Source organism: Mycobacterium sp. (assembly GCF_046095365.1).
Lineage (GTDB): Bacteria > Actinomycetota > Actinomycetes > Mycobacteriales > Mycobacteriaceae > Mycobacterium.
The window spans coordinates 1-18,647 of the sequence record NZ_JBJTJF010000011.1 but is presented as its reverse complement, the minus strand read 5'-3'; the positions used below and the strand labels follow the sequence as shown (position 1 = coordinate 18,647).

20 protein-coding genes and 1 pseudogene are annotated in these 18,647 nt (G+C 70.4%); 10 read left to right on the top strand and 11 right to left on the bottom strand.

Going from position 1 to position 18,647, the window contains the following annotated elements; genetic code table 11:
- Both ACKOQ4_RS00805 and ACKOQ4_RS00800 read right to left on the bottom strand, forming a co-directional pair.
- Nucleotides 1–280: Rv1352/Rv1906c domain-containing protein (locus tag ACKOQ4_RS00805; protein WP_526287837.1), on the bottom strand; the 280-nt coding region annotated here is incomplete at its 3' end.
- Nucleotides 281–304: 24 nt separating this feature from the next.
- Nucleotides 305–739 (bottom strand): STAS domain-containing protein, encoded by a 435-nt coding sequence (locus ACKOQ4_RS00800; protein WP_526287835.1) that lies wholly within the window; start codon nt 737–739, stop codon nt 305–307.
- Nucleotides 740–1,010: 271 nt separating this feature from the next.
- Here ACKOQ4_RS00800 and ACKOQ4_RS00795 point away from each other — a divergent pair, with 271 nt between their 5' ends.
- From ACKOQ4_RS00795 to ACKOQ4_RS00785, 3 genes are read left to right on the top strand one after another with little or no spacing between them, the layout of a single operon-like run.
- Entirely contained in the window at nt 1,011–1,505 is a 495-nt protein-coding gene (locus ACKOQ4_RS00795; protein ID WP_526287832.1) for a redoxin domain-containing protein, read from the top strand.
- A 7-nt stretch (nt 1,506–1,512) separates the two neighbouring features.
- Entirely contained in the window at nt 1,513–2,400 is an 888-nt protein-coding gene (locus ACKOQ4_RS00790) for a cytochrome c biogenesis CcdA family protein (protein ID WP_526287830.1), read from the top strand.
- Between the two features lie 8 nt (nt 2,401–2,408).
- Complete coding sequence (locus ACKOQ4_RS00785) at nt 2,409–2,675, top strand: hypothetical protein (RefSeq protein WP_526287843.1); 267 nt, start codon at nt 2,409–2,411, stop codon at nt 2,673–2,675.
- 60 nt (nt 2,676–2,735) lie between these two features.
- On the opposite strand, the gene katG is transcribed toward ACKOQ4_RS00785, so the two are convergent.
- On the bottom strand, nt 2,736–4,943 hold the full coding sequence (gene katG, locus ACKOQ4_RS00780) for a catalase/peroxidase HPI (RefSeq protein ID WP_526287841.1): 2,208 nt from the start codon (nt 4,941–4,943) through the stop codon (nt 2,736–2,738).
- Nucleotides 4,944–5,049: 106 nt separating this feature from the next.
- Nucleotides 5,050–5,490, bottom strand: a complete 441-nt coding sequence (locus tag ACKOQ4_RS00775; RefSeq protein WP_526287828.1) for a Fur family transcriptional regulator — start codon at nt 5,488–5,490, stop codon at nt 5,050–5,052.
- A 75-nt stretch (nt 5,491–5,565) separates the two neighbouring features.
- Here ACKOQ4_RS00775 and ACKOQ4_RS00770 point away from each other — a divergent pair, with 75 nt between their 5' ends.
- Nucleotides 5,566–6,453, top strand: coding sequence for a mycobacterial-type methylenetetrahydrofolate reductase (locus ACKOQ4_RS00770; protein ID WP_526287826.1), 888 nt, complete (start codon nt 5,566–5,568; stop codon nt 6,451–6,453).
- Nucleotides 6,450–7,415 (top strand): enolase C-terminal domain-like protein, encoded by a 966-nt coding sequence (locus ACKOQ4_RS00765; protein WP_526287824.1) that lies wholly within the window; start codon nt 6,450–6,452, stop codon nt 7,413–7,415. The genes ACKOQ4_RS00770 and ACKOQ4_RS00765 overlap by 4 nt, the downstream gene beginning before the upstream one ends.
- 5 nt (nt 7,416–7,420) lie before the next feature.
- Here the strand turns inward: ACKOQ4_RS00765 and ACKOQ4_RS00760 are convergent, their stop codons facing one another.
- Nucleotides 7,421–8,383, bottom strand: a complete 963-nt coding sequence (locus tag ACKOQ4_RS00760) for an MOSC domain-containing protein (RefSeq protein ID WP_526287822.1) — start codon at nt 8,381–8,383, stop codon at nt 7,421–7,423.
- Nucleotides 8,384–8,523: 140 nt separating this feature from the next.
- Here ACKOQ4_RS00760 and ACKOQ4_RS00755 point away from each other — a divergent pair, with 140 nt between their 5' ends.
- On the top strand, nt 8,524–9,447 hold the full coding sequence (locus ACKOQ4_RS00755; RefSeq protein WP_526287820.1) for an HpcH/HpaI aldolase/citrate lyase family protein: 924 nt from the start codon (nt 8,524–8,526) through the stop codon (nt 9,445–9,447).
- On the opposite strand, the gene ACKOQ4_RS00750 is transcribed toward ACKOQ4_RS00755, so the two are convergent.
- Together ACKOQ4_RS00750 and ACKOQ4_RS00745 are read right to left on the bottom strand one after the other, a co-directional pair.
- Nucleotides 9,356–9,859, bottom strand: coding sequence for a type II toxin-antitoxin system VapC family toxin (locus tag ACKOQ4_RS00750; protein WP_526287839.1), 504 nt, complete (start codon nt 9,857–9,859; stop codon nt 9,356–9,358). The two genes, ACKOQ4_RS00755 and ACKOQ4_RS00750, sit on opposite strands and share 92 nt — an antisense overlap.
- 214 nt (nt 9,860–10,073) lie before the next feature.
- Entirely contained in the window at nt 10,074–11,618 is a 1,545-nt protein-coding gene (locus ACKOQ4_RS00745) for a GMC family oxidoreductase (protein WP_526287818.1), read from the bottom strand.
- Nucleotides 11,619–11,686: 68 nt separating this feature from the next.
- On the opposite strand from ACKOQ4_RS00745, the gene ACKOQ4_RS00740 reads away from it, so the two are divergent.
- A complete protein-coding gene (locus ACKOQ4_RS00740) occupies nt 11,687–12,022 on the top strand; it encodes a hypothetical protein (protein ID WP_526287816.1) in 336 nt (111 codons plus the stop codon).
- Between the two features lie 7 nt (nt 12,023–12,029).
- Here the strand turns inward: ACKOQ4_RS00740 and ACKOQ4_RS00735 are convergent, their stop codons facing one another.
- Together ACKOQ4_RS00735 and ACKOQ4_RS00730 are read right to left on the bottom strand one after the other, a co-directional pair.
- Entirely contained in the window at nt 12,030–12,986 is a 957-nt protein-coding gene (locus ACKOQ4_RS00735; RefSeq protein ID WP_526287814.1) for a R2-like ligand-binding oxidase, read from the bottom strand.
- 51 nt (nt 12,987–13,037) lie between these two features.
- Nucleotides 13,038–14,417, bottom strand: coding sequence for an aminotransferase family protein (locus tag ACKOQ4_RS00730; protein ID WP_526287812.1), 1,380 nt, complete (start codon nt 14,415–14,417; stop codon nt 13,038–13,040).
- A 312-nt stretch (nt 14,418–14,729) separates the two neighbouring features.
- Between ACKOQ4_RS00730 and ACKOQ4_RS00725 the strand changes: the two genes are divergently transcribed.
- A complete protein-coding gene (locus ACKOQ4_RS00725) occupies nt 14,730–15,230 on the top strand; it encodes an NlpC/P60 family protein (protein ID WP_526287810.1) in 501 nt (166 codons plus the stop codon).
- 42 nt (nt 15,231–15,272) lie between these two features.
- On the opposite strand, the gene ACKOQ4_RS00720 is transcribed toward ACKOQ4_RS00725, so the two are convergent.
- Nucleotides 15,273–15,542, bottom strand: coding sequence for a DUF4193 family protein (locus ACKOQ4_RS00720; RefSeq protein WP_526287808.1), 270 nt, complete (start codon nt 15,540–15,542; stop codon nt 15,273–15,275).
- A 61-nt stretch (nt 15,543–15,603) separates the two neighbouring features.
- Nucleotides 15,604–16,386, bottom strand: coding sequence for an acyl-CoA thioesterase (locus ACKOQ4_RS00715; RefSeq protein WP_526287806.1), 783 nt, complete (start codon nt 16,384–16,386; stop codon nt 15,604–15,606).
- Between the two features lie 113 nt (nt 16,387–16,499).
- Between ACKOQ4_RS00715 and ACKOQ4_RS00710 the strand changes: the two genes are divergently transcribed.
- Nucleotides 16,500–17,033, top strand: a complete 534-nt coding sequence (locus ACKOQ4_RS00710) for a hypothetical protein (protein WP_526287804.1) — start codon at nt 16,500–16,502, stop codon at nt 17,031–17,033.
- A gap of 33 nt (nt 17,034–17,066) precedes the next feature.
- Nucleotides 17,067–18,416: pseudogene (locus ACKOQ4_RS00705) on the top strand (AMP-binding protein); the annotation flags it as partial.
- Between the last annotated feature and the right edge of the window lie 231 nt (nt 18,417–18,647).

The window sequence follows — 18,647 nt, the reverse complement described above, 5'->3', positions numbered from 1 at the left end:
TGTCCGGCCCGATGCGCCGCCAGTAACAGGTGCCGTCCGGGCGCGGCCCGGCGGAGGTGGAGACGCCCGGCTGGAGCTGGCTGCCGACCGCGGAGATGCCGGCGTGGGCCATGCCCCGCGGCGCCGGCGCGGGCGGGGCGCCGGCGGCGGCCGGGTCGACACCGTGGTCGACCGGCGGTTCAGGAGCGGCGGCGTCCGGGTCGGCGGCGGCCGGGCCGGCGGCGGCCAGCGCCCAGCCGGTCAGCAACGCGGCGGCCAGAGCCGCGGACCTGCAACCCACGCAGACGAGGGTACCCGGGACGGCTCAGGCGGTGTGGCGCTGCAGGGCCAGCAGGAAATGGCCGCGCCGCTGAACCGCCTCGTCGAAGAGATGCTCGGCCTCGGCCACCGACTCCAGGACCGGCAGGCCGGCCCAGTCGCTGCGGGCCTTCAGCCGGCGGGCGACGAGGTCGCTGGGGACGACCACCCAGTCCACGCCGACGGCCGCGCAGCCCTCGTCGAGGGCGTCGAGCAGTTCGAAGGCCCGGGGAGTGAACGCGGTGACCGCGCTGAGGTCGAGGACGACGCGGGTGTCGGCGGCGACGAACCGCAGGGCGTAGTCACTGACGTGCCCGACGTTGGCGGCGTCGATGCGCCCTCGCACCGCGACGACGGTCGCCCCGTGACGGCGGTAGGCCCACAGGTGGGCGCCCTTGTGGTCGACGGCGGGATCGCCGTAGCGGGAGGTGAAACTCGTCATCGGGTGTCCCCTCGGATCGAACGTTGCGGCCGGATGGTGCGGCCTGGCAACGACGGTATGCCGCAAGTCCAAGGAGCGCGGGCGCACTGGCTGAGACTCTGTTGAGAAACGGTCCACCCCGCAGCGCACCTGCGGTGGTCTTACGCCTTTCTGACCCTGCGCCCCCGGCGATGGCGCCGGGCCCGGTGTCCTCAATAGCCTTGGCGGTGCGGACGGCTCGCGGAGCCACCCGCAGTCGGCGAGGGATGGAGGTCCGGAAGTGACGACAATGATGACGCGGAGTCTGACGCGCTGGCTGGCGCTGGTGTTGGCGGTGACGGCGCTGACGTTCGGGTTGGCCAGGCCGGCCACCGCTTCGGCGGCTGACCTCGACTTCTCCGGAACCACGCTCAGCGGCGGCACGTTCAACGGCAGCAGTCTGCAGGGCAAGCCCGCCGTGCTGTGGTTCTGGACCCCGTGGTGCCCGATCTGCAACGGCGAGGCGCCCAGCGTCAGCGCGGTGGCCGCCGCCAATCCGGGCGTGACCTTCGTGGGCGTCGCCGCCAAGGCCGATCTGTCGGCCCTGCAGAACTTCGTCTCGAAATACAACCTGAACTTCACCAACATCAACGACGCGGACGGGTCGATCTGGGCCAGGTTCAACGTGCCCTGGCAGCCGGCCTATGTGTTTCTGCGCCCGGACGGCTCGTCGTCCTTCGTCAACAACCCGACGTCGGTGATGTCCCAGCAGGAACTCAGCGACCGGGTGCGCGCGCTGACCGCGTAGCGCGGGCGTGAACTCCGAACTGCTCGCCCTGGCGTTCACCGCCGGAATGGTGGCGGCGTTCAATCCGTGCGGATTCGCCATGCTGCCCGGCTATCTGGCGCTGGTGATCCAGCGCGAGCAGGGCGGGCAGCTGATGGCGATGGGCAGGGCACTGCTCGCCTCGGCGGTGATGGCACTGGGGTTCCTGGCGGTGTTCGGGGTGTTCGGCCTGCTGACCGTCGCGGTGGCGTCGGCTATCCAGCGCTACCTGCCCTACGGAACCGTCGTCGTCGGCGTCGTGCTCGTGGCCCTCGGGCTTTGGCTGCTGTCCGGTCGGGAGCTGGCGGGCTGGTCGCTGGGCAAGGGTGCGCGCTGGGCTCCGACCGCGCGGCTGGGCTCGATGTTCGGGTACGGAGTCGGCTACGCCCTGGCTTCGCTGTCGTGCACGGTCGGGCCGTTCCTGGCGGTGACCGGAAGCAGCCTGCGCAGCGGATCGGCCCTCGCCACGGTGCTGACCTATCTGGCCTACGCGGCCGGTATCGCACTGGTGGTCGGGGTGCTGGCGGTGGCCGTCGCACTCGCGAGCTCCACCGCGGTGGACCGGATGCGCCGGGTGCTGCCCTGGGTCAACCGGGTCAGCGGGGCGATCCTGGTGGCGGTGGGGCTGTACGTCGCCTACTACGGATGGTTCGAGCTGCGGTTGTTCGGGGGCGGGGGATCGGCCGACGATCCGGTGATCGCGGCGGCGGGCCGCGTCCAGCGGGTCCTGGCCGGCTGGGTCTACCAGCACGGCGCCCGGCCCTGGCTGGTTGCGGTGGGCGTCGCGGTGGCGGCCGGTGCCTGGGCGGCGACGGCGGCGTCGCGGCGGCGTCGTTCGGGGCGCCGGGCGCCGGCGCCGGTAGACTCGGCGCCATGACAACGACATTGCGCCGGTTCGCCGTCGGCTCCGCGGCGGTGCTGGCCATCGCCGGCGGCCCCGCGGTACTGACGATCATCACGCCCGGCGGGACGGCACAGGCCGACGTCTGCGCCAGTGCCGGGCGCCGGATCTCGGTCAGCGGCTGCGCGAACCTGGGCGACGTGATGGCGCCTTATGTGCTGCCGCCGGACGCCTACGCTCCGATCAACCCGAACGTCAGTGCCTGCGTGGGCTGGAACGGCCGGTGGATCAACGCGAACACCTGCGCATAACCCTCACCCGAGCAGAAGACCCCCGCGGAAACCCGCGGGGGTCTTCTGCTCGGTGACCGGCTAGCGGTGCAGGTCGAACCGGTCGTTGTCCATCACCTTCGCCCACGCCGCGACGAAGTCCCTGACGAACTTCTCCTTGGCGTCGTCCTGGGCGTAGACCTCGGCCAGCGCCCGCAACTGCGAGTTGGAGCCGAACACCAGGTCGACCCGGCTGCCGGTCCACTTCTCCTTGCCGCTGGCGCGGTCCTTGCCGACGAAGGTGCCGTCGTCGGCCGCCGACGGCGCCCATTCGGTCCCCATGTCGAGCAGGTTGACGAAGAAGTCGTTGGTCAGCCGGCCCGGGGTGCTGGTGAGCACACCGTGCTTGGAGTCCTTGAAGTTGGCCCCGAGCACCCGCAGGCCGCCGACCAGGACCGTCATCTCCGGAGCCGACAGGTTGAGCAGGTTGGCCTTGTCGAGCAACTGGAACTCCGCCGGCATCGCCGCGCCCTTGCCCAGGTAGTTGCGGAAGCCGTCGGCCACCGGTTCCAGGTGGGCGAAGGATTCGACGTCGGTGGTCTCGGCGGTGGCATCGCCGCGACCGGGGTGGAACGGCACGGTGACGTCGAACCCGGCGTCCTTGGCCGCCTTCTCCACCGCGGCCGCACCGCCCAGCACCACCAGATCCGCGAACGAGACCCCGGTTGAGGAGCCCTTCTGGATCTCCTCCAGCTTGCGGATGACCTGGGCCAGTTCGTCGGGCTCGTTGCACTCCCAGCCGGCCTGCGGCTGCAGCCTGATCCGGCCGCCGTTGGCGCCGCCGCGCTTGTCGCTGTCGCGGTACGAGGACGCCGCCTTCCAGGCGGTCGAAACCAGTTGCGGCACAGTCAGACCCGAGGCGAGGACGGCTTTCTTGAGTTCCTCGACGTCGGCGCCGCTGAGCCGGCTCTGGCCGGCCGGGACCGGGTCCTGCCACAGCAGGGTCTCCTTGGGCACCAGCGGTCCGATGTAGCGGTTGGCCGGACCCATGTCGCGGTGGATCAGCTTGAACCACGCGCGGGAGAAGGCGTCGGCGAGCTCCTCTGGATGATCCAGCCAGCGCTTGGTGATCTCGCCGTAGATCGGGTCGAACCGCATCGACAGGTCGGTGGTCAGCATCGACGGGTGGGTCTTGCCGGCGCCGAAGGCCTCCGGGACCGAGTTGGCCCAGCCGTTGTCCTTGGGCTTCCACTGGATGCCGCCCGCGGGGCTGGTGGTCTGCTCCCACTCGTTGCCGTAGAGGATCTCCAGGTAGCTGTTGTCCCACTTGGTCGGGGTGTGGGTCCAGATGACCTCCAGGCCGCTGGTGGCGGCGTCCTTGCCCACACCGGTGCCGTTGGAGTTCTTCCAGCCCAGGCCCTGCAGCTCCATCGGGGCGGCTTCCGGCTCGCGGCCGACCAGCTCGGGGTTGCCCACGCCGTGGGTCTTCCCGAAGGTGTGCCCGCCGACGATCAGGGCCGCGGTCTCGACGTCGTTCATCGCCATCCGGGCGAACGTCTCGCGGATGTCCACGGCCGCCAGCACCGGGTCGGGGTTGCCGTTGGGGCCCTGCGGGTTGACGTAGATCAGGCCCATCTGGACCGCGGCCAGCGGATTGGCCAGGTCGCGCTTGCCGCTGTAGCGCTGGTCCTCGAGCCAGACGTGCTCCGGGCCCCAGTAGACCTCCTCGGGCTCCCACTCGTCGTCCCGGCCGAAGGCGAAGCCGAAGGTCTCCAGGCCCATGTCGTCGAGTGCCACGTTGCCGGCGAAGACCATCAGGTCGGCCCAGGACAACTGCTTACCGTACTTCTTCTTCACCGGCCAGAGCAGCCGGCGGGCCTTGTCCAGGTTGGCGTTGTCCGGCCAGCTGTTGAGCGGGGCGAAGCGCTGCATTCCGGCGCCGGCGCCGCCGCGGCCGTCCTGCACCCGGTAGGTGCCGGCGGCGTGCCAGGCCATCCGGATGAAGAACGGGCCGTAGTGACCGAAGTCGGCCGGCCACCAGTCCTGCGAGGTGTGCATCACCTCGACGATGTCCGCCCGCACCGCGTCGACGTCGAGGGTCGCAACCGCCTTGCCGTAGTCGAAGTCCTCGCCCATCGGGTTGATGACGTCCGGATTGTGCTGGAGCACTTTCAGATTCGGCTGGTTCGGCCACCAGTCCCGGTTGCCGCCGCCTTCGACCGGCGGTTTCATCACCGGGCAGCCACCGCCTTCGGCCTGCTCGTTCCGGAACCGGGCTAGCAGGCTCGAGCGAAGCTCGGACTCGCTCATGGCATTGATCTCCGCGGCGGTGAGTTCCTCAGCCGCGGGGGTGCCTTCCTGTTTCATCGCCATAGGTGTTCCTTCCGGGTGGGTCGAGACGTCATCACGGGCGTGATCACGCGGGCTCTCGGGTGCTGCATTCGGGGCAGGTGCCCCAGTAGATGACTTCGGCCTCGTCGAACTCGAAGCCCTCGGGTATGCCGCCGTCGTCGCTCGCGGCCAGGCAGGGCGCGTCGCCGACGGCACAATCCACGTCTGCGATGCTTCCACACGAACGGCAGACCACGTGATGGTGGTTGTCGCCGACCCGGGCCTCGTAGCGGGCGACCGAGCCCGAGGGCTGGATGCGCCGGATCAGCCCGGCCGCGGTCAGTGCCGCCAGCACGTCGTACACCGCCTGCCGGGACACCTCGGGCAGTGCGGTGCGCACCGCGGTGAAGACGCTGTCGGTGTCGGCGTGCGGGTGCGCGCTCACCGCTTCGAGAACCGCGACGCGGGGGCGGGTGACACGAAGTTCGACCTTCCGCAGGCGTGTGGCGTGGTCCGTCGAGGTCACACTCCGATCCTGTCGCGGTTTCTGGAATGGGTCAAGTATTCGGAGCGGCCCGTGCTGTCGGTATGGTCACACCTCGTGCCCCTCGCCACCGTCGCGATCGAGATGGTCCCGCCCAACATCGACCGCAGCCTCGCCGAGCAGCTCGATGAGGCGCGCAAGGTCGCGCGGATCTCCGCCGAGACGGGCATCGCCGACAGGATCGGACACGTCATGATCCCGGGGATGATCGACGAGGACGAGGACCGTCCCATCGAGATGAAGCCCAAACTCGACGTTCTGGACTACTGGAAGCTCATCGCGCCGGAACTGCCCGGCGTCAGGGGACTGTGCACCCAGGTCACCGCGTTCTGCGACGACGCGACGCTGCGCCGCCGGATCGCCGATCTGGTGGCGTCGGGCATGGAGGGCATCGCGTTCGTCGGTGTGCCGCGCACCATGGCCGACGGCGAGGGCGCCGGGGTCGCCCCCACCGACGCGCTGAGCCGCTACCGCGATCTCGTGCCCAACCGCGGAGCCATCCTGATCCCGACCCGCGAGGGGGAGGCGCAACGGTTCGGGTTCAAGTGCGGCCGGGGCGCGACGTACGGCATGACCCAGTTGCTCTACTCCGACACCATCGTGGGTTTCCTGCGGGAGTTCGCCGGCACCACCGATCACCGCCCGGAGATCCTGCTCTCGTTCGGGTTCGTGCCCAAGGCCGAAAGCCGTGTGGGACTCGTCAATTGGCTGATCCAGGACCCGGGCAACGCGGTGGTCGCACGGGAGCAGGACTTCGTCCGGACGCTGGCCGCCGCCGAACCGGCCGTCAAGCGGGGGCTGCTCGTCGATCTCTACAAACGCGTCATCGACGGCGTCGCCGATCTGGGATTCCCGATCAGCATCCACCTGGAGGCCACCTACGGCTACTCCGCACCGGCCTTCGACACCTTCTCCGAGATGCTGGCCTACTGGTCGCCCCGGTGAAGACCTGGATCGACTTCGACGCCGCACCCGTTTTCGCCATCCCGCTGACCGACGAGGTCGCTGGGGTGACGGTCTGCGAGGGGATGCTCATCGAGGGCCCGCAGGGCTGGGGGGAGTTCAGCCCACCCGCCGGGTCTGACGCCCGCCGCGACGGACGCTGGCTGACCGCGGCAGTCGAGGTCGGCACGGTGGGCTGGCCCGATCCGGTGCGGGGCCGCGTCGCGGCTGCGGTGACGGTGCCCTCGGTCGGTCCGGACCGGGCCCGCGGGATCGTCGCCGAGGCGGGCTGCCGCACCGCGGCGGTGCGGGTCGGCGAGGGCCCGTTGGCCGCCGACATCGCCCGGGTGCAGGCGGTGCGCGACGCCCTCGGCGCCGGCGGGGCGATCCGCTGCGACGCGAACGGCACCTGGAACGTCACGACCGCGGCCGCGGCGATCGGGGCACTGGACGCCGCCGCGGGAGGCTGCGAGTTCGTCGCACAGCCGTGCCGGACCCTCGACGACCTGGCGGCGCTGCGACGCCGGGTCGACGTCCCGATCGCCGTCGACGCGGCGCTGGCCGCAGACCGGCCGGACCGTGCGCTGGCCGAGGCCGCCGACGTGGCGGTGCTGGATGCCGGCGCTCTCGGCGGGGTGCGCCGGGCGCTGCGGGTCGCCGAGGCCTGCGGGTTGCCGTGCGTGGTCGCCGCGGGTGTCCACAGCAGCGTGGGCCTGTGCGGGGGACTCGCCCTGGCGGGGGTGCTCGACGACGCGGGTTACGCCGTGGCACTGGGGGGTGTGCGACTTCTCAGCGACGACCTGGTCAGTGCGGGACGCACGCTGATCGCCGTCGACGGACAACTCCCGGTGGCGCCGATGCCGCCGGCTCCGGACCCCGACCTACTCGACCGGTACGCGGTCAGAGATCCTGCGACGCTGGCCCGCTGGCGCCGGCGGCTGCATGACGCGCAGGCCTACCTGTAGGGCGCTCAGGAGCCGCCGCGGGGCAGCATCGCCGACACCGCCCGCATCACGGTGCGCTTGACGGCCGAGGCCGCCGGCGGCCTCGCCCGCTCCGCCGGTTCGGCCCGCAGCCTCTCGCCCTCGCTGATCTGCCCGGGACTGAGCACAGTGCCGTAGACGCCGAGGCAGCGCCGGGCATGGGCCGCAACGGTTTTGGTCACGACCGGGTCTCGGGCCAGGTCCGGCTGGGCGTGTGACGGCATGACGCAGCGCACGGTCGGGATCAGCGGGGTGAGGGCGACCTGCTCGCCGCGCAGCACGCCGCCGCACCACGCGAGCTCGGGCTGGCCCCGGCCTGCGGGGCAGTCGAGCAGGATCGTCGGCCGGAACCGACGGACGTCGAAGTCCGAGGCGGGGGCCAGCGCCGACATCGCGTCCAGGGACTGCTCGCTGAGCAGATGGATCGGGTAGGCGTCGACGTAGCTGCCGATCGGGGTGGCGTAACGGCTGATCTCGGCGAGTTTGCGCACCGGGAACATCGACAGGTCGGGCAGCGGGTCATCGGGACCCAAGCCGAACATGGTGCGCAGGTCCGCCTTGGTGGCAGGCCGCCCGCGGTACTGGTCCTTGTCCGAGACCGGCGGCAGCGGTCGCAGTTCGACGTCCCGGTCGACAAAGGCCGACAGCGCGCGGTGCACGCCCGGATCGGAGCTGCTGAACTCCCGGCCGTCCGGCAAACCGACGACCACCTCGGGGGCCTGGCCCGGGCCGGCGTGGGGCCCCGGCGTGCCCGCGTAGCGTGCGGTGCACAGCAGCAGGCCGGGCAGCCGCTTGGCGCTGGTGGTGGCGCCCAGCTCGAGGTCGCGTACCGCCCAGGTGCGGTCGGCGTGCAGACCCAGCGGCCCGATCCGGGCCGACGGGATGCGTTCACCCGCCATGGATTTGACGGGATAGCGCCAGATCGCGGTGACGAGGCCGGTATCGACCATGGCCTGAGCGTACTGCGGCAACCGGCGGGGGTGTTGGTCGCCTTTCCCGCCCGTGGGAGTATTGGGGCGGCAATTTTCCCCGCCCGTGGGAGTATTGGGGCGGCAATTTTCCGCGGCGGAAGGCAGCAGGGCTCACAGCGATGTATGACCAAGCCACCGGATGGGACACCGGCACCGACTCCAAGGACGAGGGGTACCGCATCGACCCGGTACTGGCCCGCAGCTGGCTGCTGGTGAACGGATCCCAGTACGACAAGTTCGCCCCGGCCGCCAGTTCCCGCGCCGACATCGTGGTGCTCGACATCGAGGACGCGGTGGCCCCCAAGGGCAAGGCGGCGGCCCGCGAGAACGTGGTGCGCTGGCTGGCCGACGGCAAGACCGACTGGGTGCGGGTCAACGGGTTCGGCACCCAGTTCTGGGAGGACGACCTGGCCATGCTGTCCAAGACGACGGCCGGCGGGGTGATGCTGGCGATGGTGGAGTCCGTCGACCACGTCACCGAGACCGCCAAGCGGCTGCCGGACATCCCGATCGTGGCCCTGGTGGAGACCGCCCGCGGCCTGGAGCGCATCACCGAGATCGCCGCCACCAAGGGCACCTTCCGGCTGGCCTTCGGGATCGGCGACTTCCGCCGCGACACCGGTTTCGGTGAGAACCCGATGACGCTGGCCTACGCCCGCTCCCGGTTCACCATCGCCGCCAAGGCCGCGCACCTTCCGGGCGCGATCGACGGCCCGACGGTGGGTTCCAGCGCACTGAAGCTCAGCGAGGCCACCGCGGTGTCCGCCGAGTTCGGGATGACCGGCAAGATCTGCCTCACGCCCGACCAGTGCCCGACGGTCAACGAGGGGCTCTCGCCCTCGCAGGAGGAGATCACCTGGGCCCAGGAGTTCTTCGCCGAGTACGAGCGCGACGGCGGGGAGATCCGCAACGGCTCGGATCTGCCGCGCATCGCCCGGGCCACCAAGATCCTCAACCTGGCCCGCGCCTACGGCATCCAGGTCTCGGAGTTCGACGACCAGGCTGTGCACGTGACGGCGCCGTCGGACACCTACCACTACTGAGATCAGATCGCCGCGAATCCCAGCGTCTCCGCGACGCCCAGTTGTGCGGCGTCGCGGGAGGCGAACGCCTTCGGCTCCCCGGGGTTGAGCAGCGGGGAATCGCGATCGCGGCGACAGCCAGGTGCCAGGCGTCCATCGCCCGCAGCGCATGACGGCGCACCAGATCCAGGGCGTGGCGTTCGACGTGCTCCTGTGCCGCGGTCAGTACGACCACCGGCCCGGCAAGGTCGCTGTCGAGCAGGGCCAATAGCCCCTTCTCGTCGGCACGGCCACGCCGGGCCGCACGGACCAGGGCGCCGGAGACCTCGACTCGGGTCCAACTGCCGGTGACCAGGGCTACCGACGGATCAGCCAGCAGGGCGACCGCCCGATCGTGCCCGGCCTCATCGGCGAGGTAGGCGCGGGCCAGCACCGACGAGTCGAGGTAGGCGATCACGGCCGGTCGCGTTCATCGTCGAGGGCCCGGTCGATCTGAGGTCCAAGGCCCCGGGTCGTGGCGATGATGCGCCCCCGGCGGTCGGGCCGCACCGCCGGGGCCTCGCCGCGGTGGAGTGTTCCCGCGGCCGCGGCGGCGGCGCGGAGCAGCGAGCGTCGATCGGCACTGTCCGCGTCGGAGTCGGAAGGTGTCACCCGCTGCCGGCGGCGATCAGATCCGCCGCCTTCTCGCCGATGATCACCGTCGGGGCGTGGGTGTGGCCGCGCACGATGCTGGGCATCACCGAGGCGTCGGCGACCCGCAGGCCGGCCACCCCGCGCACCCGCAGCTCCGGGTCGACCACGCTGGCCTCGTCGCGGCCCATCCGGCAGGTTCCCACCGGGTGGTAGAGGGTGTGCGAGCAACTCTCCAGGGCCCGCTCCAGGGTCTCGTCGTCGAGGGTGGTCGCGTGCAGGGGCCGCAAGATCCGGCCGACCACGTCCTGCAGGGCCGGCGACCTGGCGATCGTGGCGGCCGCCCGCAGGCCGGCCAGCATGGCCGCGCGGTCGGCGCCGCCGGGGTCGGACAGGTATCGCGGGTCGATGACCGGCTTGGCCGCCGGGTCAGCCGAGCGCAGCGTGACCGTGCCGGTGCTGCGCGGCTTGAGCAGCACCGGGCCGGTTGCGATGCCGTGGCCGTGCACCTCGCCGAGGCCTTCGTCGTAGAACGGCGCCGGGGCCCAGATCAATTCGATGTCGGGCAGTTCCAGGTCGGGCCGGCTGCGCACGAAGCCGTAGGCCTCACCGACGTTGGAGGTCAGCATGCCGCGGCGGCGCAGCAGGTAGTTGGCCAGTTCGGCCGGCTTCTCGGCGTCGAAGAGGCTGTCGGAACGGACCTCGAATCCCAGCGGGGTGATCAGATGGTCGAGCATGTTGCGGCCCACCTCGGGGGCGTGCCTGACCACCTCGATGCCGAACTCGCCGAGATGCTGCCGGTCGCCGATTCCGGACAGCATCAGCAGCTGGGGAGTGTTGACCGCGCCGGCGCACAGCACCACCTCGCGGCCGGCCCACACGGTCTGCCGGCGGCCGCCGGCGTCGTCGAACTCCACCCCGACCGCGCGCCCGCCGCCGACGAGCACCCGGCGCACGGTGGCGTTGGTGAGCAGACGAAGGTTGCGCCGATAGAGCACCGGCTTGAGGTAGGCGTCGGCGCAACTCCAGCGGGCGCCGCGACGCTGGGTGACCGCGGTCTGGGTGAATCCGTCCGGTGCGGGGGAGTCCGGTGTGGTCACCCGGTAACCGGCCTGCTCGGCGGCGCGCAGCCAGGCCGCGGTCGACGGCCGCGGGCTGCGCTGCTCGGAGATCACCAGCGCACCGTTCTCGGCCCGGTCGAAGTAGGGCCGCAGGTGGGCGTAATCCCATTGCGGCCCGGCGTGCTCAGCCCATTCGTCGTAGTCGGCGGGGAAGCCGGGGACCCACATCATGGCGTTCAGCGAGGACGATCCGCCGAGGACTTTGCCTCGCGGCCAGTAGATTTCGCGACCGCCGACCTCCTTCTGCGGCTCGGTGAGGTAGTCCCAGTCCAGCGGGCCGCGGAAGAGCTTGGAGAATGCGGCGGGGATGTGGACGAACTTGTCGTCGTCCATCGGGCCGGCCTCGAGCACCACGACCCTCTTCGAGGAATCCGCGCTGAGCCGGTTGGCCACGACCGAACCCGCCGAACCGGTACCGACCACCAGGTAATCGCACTCCATCGCCGAAGTATAGGAAGGCCCGATTTCGGGGTATGCGCGCGGCCGACGGCGGCTAGATTCGGGAAGTTATGACGACCTGGCCCGACCCGGCCGGCTCCAGAGCGGAGTCGAGGCGGCTCAGCAGGCAGTTCAGCACGGTGGGAGTGGACATCCCGCCCGATCGTCTGCGTCAGATCGCCGCCGGTGCCCCGGCCAGCGAGACCGAGTGGGTGGACGTCAGCTTCGCGCTGGTCGCGACGAACCTGATGACCGAGCGGCGCCGGTCGAAACGCGTTCGCGCGCAGCGCCGTCTGGTGCACTGGGCGATCGTGGCCGCCGCCGTGGTAGTGGCCCTGAACATGCTGCTGTGCCTGGGCCTGGCGTTCTTCGTGCTGACCCAGCACGTCTGGCCGTCCGGCCCTTAATGCACGTCTAACCGGCTACTGCGAGCTGGTCCTCGGCGTGGAACTGTTCCTCCAGAGCCTCCGGTGAGGCGTCACGGTCGATCAGCCGCAGGTCGGCGCCGCGCGCGCTCTCGATCGCGCCGAGGCGGCGGGTGAGTTTGTCGGCGGCGTAGGCCGACAGCTCCACCGGGTCGATGCCGAACGGGGGATTGTCGCCCCACTCGCGGGTGCCGTCGTCGACCGTGGCCAGCGCCAGCGGCATGAGTTCGCCCATCCGGTCGGTGACCACCTGCCACATGGTGTCGTCGGCGGCGACGTGGCGGCGGCAGGTGAAGGTGCCCCACGCCATGTGGCGGCGCTCGTCGTCGCCGATGTGCTTGATGATCTTCTGCATGCCGGGCAGGATGCCGCGACTGCTGCAAACCTTGCCCCAGCCGTAGTAACCGGTCAGCGCGAGGCATCCCTCGACGACGTGGTTGTAGGTCACCGAGGCCCGGATCTGGTTGGCCGGCCCGGCGTCCTCCTGCAGGGCGTAGAGGCTGTCCGGCAGTTCCCGGGTGAAGATCTGGGTGTAGGGCTCGTTGGACTCGGTGAACTCGTGCAGGTCCTCGGTCACGCCCACGGCGTCGAACCACAGCCGGAACGCCAGCGCGTGCTTGGCCTCCTCGAAGACGAACTGGGTCAGGTACATCTCGTCGGCGAAGCGGCCCTCGGCGGCCATCGCGGCGACGAACGGCTGCAGGTCCTGGGTCACCGACTCCTCGCCGGCGAGGAACTGCGCGGCCAGCATGGTTGTGTAGCGGCGTTCGTCGTCGGTCATCTCCGCGAAGTCGCGGGCGTCCTGGGTCAGGTCGATGGCGGCGGGGTTCCAGTGCTTGGCGTTGCCCTTGAGGAACAGCTTCATGGGGAAGGAGTCCATGTTGAGTCCGCCCGCGCCGAGCGATGCATAGCCGGTGCGGTGGCCGTGGGCGATGGTGCGCGTCATCTGGGAGCTCCTGTGGCGGACGTCGTTTCCCCCCACGGTACGCCGGAGACGTCAGCTCACGTGCTGGTCCGCGACCTCCAGGGCGGCGTCCAGAATCGCCAGGCCCTCCGCCGCCTCGGCGTCGGTGATGTTGCACGGCGGGCAGACGTGGATACGGTTGAAGTTGGCGAACGGCAGCAGACCGCCCGACTTGCAGGCGGCCACGACTGCGTTCATCGCGGGGCTCGAGCCGCCGTAGGGCGCCAGTGGCTCGCGGGTCACGGGGTCGGCGACCAACTCCACAGCCCAGAACACTCCCAGACCGCGCACCTCGCCGACCGAGGGATGCCGGGCGGCCAACTCCCGCAGACCCGGCCCGAGCACCCGCTCGCCGACACGCGCCGCGTTGGCCACCATGCCCTCGTCCTCCATGACGTTGATGGTCGCCACCGCCGCCGCGCAGGCCAGCGGATGTCCGGAGTAGGTCAGACCGCCGGGGTAGGCCCGGTCGGCGAAGCCGGCGAAGATGGCGTCGTTGATGGCGACCCCGCCCAGCGGCACATAGCCCGAGGTGACTCCCTTGGCGAAGGTGATCAGGTCGGGCACCACGTCGAAATTCTCGATGGCGAACCACCTGCCGGTCCGCCCGAACCCGGCCATCACCTCGTCGGCGATGAACACGATGCCGTGCCGGTCGCAGATCTCGCGCACACCCGCCAGGTAGCCGGGCGGGGGGACCATGATGCCGGCGGTCCCCGGCACCGACTCCAGGATGATCGCCGCGATCGTCGCCGGACCCTCGTGGGCGACGAGCCGCTCTAGATAGTCCAGGGCGCGCTGGGACTCCTGCTCCTCGTTCTCGGAGTAGAACGACGACCGGTAGAGGAACGGTCCGTTGAAGTGCACGACGCCGGCGGCGCCGTAGTCGGATGCGTAGCGGCGCGGGTCACCGGTGAGATTGATCGCGGTGTCGGTGCCGCCGTGGTAGGAGCGGTAGCGGGAGAGCACCTTGCGGCGGCCGGTGTGCAGGCGGGCCATCCGGACCGCGTGCTCGACCGCGTCGGCCCCGGCGTTGGTGAAGAAGACGTGGTCGAGGTCGCCGGGGGTGCGTTCGGCGATCAGCCGGGCGGCTTCGGAGCGGGCGGCGTTGACGTGCTGGGGGGCGATCGTGCACAGCTTGGCCGCCTGCTCGGTGATCGCCGCGATGACTTTGGGGTGCTGATGGCCGATGTTGGTGAAGACCAGCTGGCCCGAGAAGTCGAGGAGCCTGTTGCCGTCGCCGTCCCAGACGTAGGCCCCCTCGGCGGCGATGATCGTCATCGGAGTGATCTGCGCCTGCGCCGACCAGGAGTGGAACACGTGCCGGCGGTCCAGCTCGTAGGCGCGCCTGCCCTCGGCGATCGCGGCGTCCAAGTCCCGACCCTGCGGCAGGGCCGTCTCAGTGGTGGTCATGACCGCAGAGCTTACCGGCCCGGCGGTAGGCCGGATCCGGACAGCACTGTCGGCGAATCGGCCATCGGCTCTGCGTCCAGACCGTGCTCTCACACCCGACTGTCGCGATCCGACCCAGGCAACCGTTCGGCCACGTTCGGGTGCCGACACGACACCGTTGAATCACGGTTCGACAACGTGCCCTGCACCGATCCGGAGCGGGGGTGGAGACGCGGAATCACCTGTTGTAGAAGTGGTTGCAGTGACTGATGTGAAAGTCAGCGTAGGGGCCACGCCGGAGGTACCGGCCACGGCCCGGAGAGGTGGAATGACATGAAGCGCATCGGTGCGGCCCGGAAAGTCTTTGTCGGCCTGGTGCTTCTGATCCTGACCGCGACCGGCCTGGGAACCGTCGGGGCCTCGGCGGCCCCGGTGAGCCGGGAACAGGCGGTCAACCTCGTGATCGCCCGGGGTCTGTCCGCGCGCGGCATCCCCTACTCGTGGGGCGGCGGCGGCATCGACGGCCCGAGTGTGGGCACCGGCGACGGCGCCTCGACCATCGGCTTCGACTCCTCGGGCCTGATCCAGTACGTCTACGCCGGCGTGGGCGCCAAACTGCCGCGCTCGTCGGGGGCGATGTACAACGTCGGCCAGAAGGTCACCCCCGAGCAGGCTCTGCCGGCCGACCTGATCTTCTACGGCCCCGACGGATCCGAGACCGTCACGATGTTCCTCGGCAGCAGCCAGATGCTGGAGGTGACCGACGCCGGGGTCAAGGTTTCGCCGGTGCGGACCGAGGGCATGGCGCCGTACCTGGTCCGGATCATCGCCTAGCTGTGCCCAGCCCGACACCACACGGCAGCAGGCCCGCGTCCGCTACGCGCAGTCGGTGCAGATCGACTGTCCGTTGCGGCCGCGGGCCAGTCTGCTTTTGTGGTGGACCAGAAAGCAACTGCCGCAGGTGAACTCGTCGGGCCGCTTGGGTTCCACGCGGACGACGAGTTCCTCGTCGAAGAGGTCGCCTGCCGGCAGCTCGAAGAAGTCGGTCTCCTCGGAGTCCAGGACGGCCGTCGGGGGCCGGGCCAGTTCGTCCAGCGGCTCGTCCTCGGCCGGAGCGCGACGGCGCGCGTCGTAGTCGACGGTCATGGTTGTGCCTTTCGGGGTTCCTACGCTCGAATGCGCTGTGATTCCCCGAAACGCGGCGCGGCTAAACCCGCCAGAGCGACTCCTGGGCGACGGAGGCCACCAGGGTCCCCGCGCGGTCGTGGATCGACCCGAAGGCCAGCCCGCGGGCGTCGCTGTGACTGACGCCGACCGCGTCGTAGCACAGCCACTGATTCGGGTCTACGGGCCGATGCAGCCACAGCGCGTGGTCGAGGCTGGCCGCGCCCCCCGGACCGGGCTCGTGCGAGCCGGGCGGCCGGGCGGTGCTGACCATGCCCAGGTCGGAGACGAAGGTCAGCGCGCACGCCCGCAGCAGCGGGTCGTCCTCGATCGGCTCGCGGGAACGGAACCAGAACGGTTGCTGGGGCCACTCGCCGGATTCGCCGGCCGCCACCCGGGCCTCGAAATAGTCCGCCCAGCGCTCCGGGGGATTCACGACGGTGGTGGCCTCGGCCAGCGCCAGCCGCGGCCGCGCCGGTCGCTGCCAGTCCACGTCGGCCTCGGGCCGGTGGAAGGAGGTCAGCATCTCGAAGATCGGCACGCTCTGCTGGCTGGCGGTGACCCGCCGGGTGTTGAAGGAACGGCCGTCCCGGGTGTTCTCCACGGTGTAGTCGACGTCCACTCCGACCCTGCCGCCGCGGATGAAGTAGGCGTGCAGCGACTGCGGGCGCCGGTCGGAGGCGACGGTGGCACCCGCAGCGGCCAGCGCCTGCGCGGCGATGAGGCCGCCGAACAGCCGCGGCCCGGCGCCCAGGGCGTTGGAGGTGCGGAAGTTTCTGCCGTCGCCGTCCAGTGCGACCAGGCGGGCGATCCAACTCGGCGACATGGGCCTCACCCTAACCGCGCGACATCCACTCAACGCCGGGGCCGGCGGCGGCCCCCTTCGGGTGACATTTACGTTCGGCAGGCCGGGGGAATCGCACGATTAAGGTGCCTGTCGTGACATCTGATCAACGGGACAGTCGGTTGCGGCAGTTCTTTCTCTTCACGCCAGCGGATCTGGAAGCCAATGAGCGCGGGACGCTGAGCGATTCGCAGCAGCGTGAGTTGCAGCAGCACGGTGGTGATGTCCGTCGCGCCCTGGTGTGGATCCTGCCGACGTGCCTTCTGCTTTTCGCGCCGATGTTCGTTCTGGTCTTGCCCGGCGCACACCGATCGGTCGGCTCGGCGAGCATGGCGGTCCTGCCTCTGGTCGTCCTGATGGTGGTCTGCTGCCTGCCGCTGATCTACTACCGCCGGACGATCCGCCGGGGCCGGGTGCAGACCGTCTCCGGAGTGGCCCGGATCAAGCGGTATCTCAATGCGCCACCCTTCACCCTGAAGCGCTACTACCTGAAGATCGGCGGGAAGAAGTTCGGGCTGATGACCGCACACGGCCATTTCGTCGAGGGGGAACCGTACCGGGTGCACTACATCAACAAATACGGGGTTAGGACAATTCTCTCCGCGGTCGCTCTGGACCGCGTGGTCTGAACCGGGCCCTCGGTCGGACCTAAACTCACCGTCATGACGCTGGGCCCGCAGGGGGCGTTTCAGGCACCGAAAGGCCTGCTCAGGATCGAGGACTGCGTCGACGCGGCCGGCGAGATCGCGCTGCCGCCCGGGACCACGCTGGTCTCGCTCATCGAGCGCAACGTGGCCAACGTCGGTGACGCGGTGGCGTACCGGTTTCTGGACTTCGCCCGCTCCGAGGGGGAGGCCACCGAGCTCACCTGGGCGCAGCTGGATGTCCGGATGCGCGCGGTGGCCGGCGCGGTCCAGGCGGTGGTGGCGCAGGGCGATCGAGTCGCGATCCTGGCCCCGCAGGGCCTGGACTACGTCACCGCCTTCTTCGCCGTGCTCAAGGCCGGCTGCGTCGCCGTACCGTTGTTCGCCCCCGAGTTGCCGGGGCACGCCGAGCGGCTGGAGGTCGCACTCGGTGATGCCGAACCGGCGCTGCTGCTGACGACCCGCGGTGCGGGCGGCGCCGTCGATGCCTTTCTGGGCAAACGGGACGGGGCGACCGCGCCGGTGATCGTGATCGACGCGATTGCCGACGCGGCAGCCGAGGGCTTCACGCCGGTGGCGGTCTCGATGGACGACGTGTCGCACCTTCAGTACACCTCGGGGGCGACCCGTCCGCCGGCGGGAATCGAGATCACCCACCGCGCCTTCTGCACCAACCTCACCCAGATGATCCTGTCGATCGATCTGCTGAACCGAAACACCCACGGGCTCAGTTGGTTGCCGCTCTACCACGACATGGGCCTGTCGATGATCGGCTTCCCAGCGACCTATGGCGGGCATTCCACACTGATGGCGCCGACCGCCTTCGTCCGCCGTCCGCAGCGCTGGATACGTGCGCTGTCCGACGCCTCGAGGCAGGGGCGGGTGGTCACCGCTGCGCCGAACTTCGCCTACGAATGGGCGGCCCAGCGGGGCCTGCCGGCGGTCGGGGAGCACATCGACCTTGCCAACGTCATCGCAATCATCGGCTCCGAACCGGTGAGCATGGCCGCGATCGACGCGTTCAACGCCGCGTTCGCCCCGCACGGACTGCCGCCGACTGCGATGAAGCCGTCCTACGGCATCGCCGAGGCGACGTTGTTCATCGCTGACATCGCACCCGACGCCGTGGCCGCGGCGACGTTCTTCGACGGCGATCTGCTGGCCGCGGGACGGGCGGTGCAGGTGCCCGCCGACGCGCCCGGTGCCGTCGGGCACGTGTCCTGCGGCACGGTGGCCCGCAGCCTGCGCGCCGTTGTGGTAGACCCCGACACCGGGGCCGAACTGCCGGACGGTTCGGTGGGGGAGTTCTGGCTGCACGGGGACAACGTCGGACGCGGCTACTGGCGCCACCCCGAGGAGACTCGGCGGGCAGGACGCGGATATCCCCCGGGGTGACGCCGTGCCGTCCGGCCACGGCCGCGCGAATGGCCGCGATCGCCGGCCCCGGATCGGAACGGATTGTCCCGGTTGCCCTTTCGGCGACGACCACCAGCTGATCCTCGCCCTGCGCATCCGGGGCGCTGAATGCCGCCACGTAGCCGCGGCGGACCAGGCCCGAGGCGGCGGCCACGGTCGCCTCGATCTCCTGCGGGTAGAAGT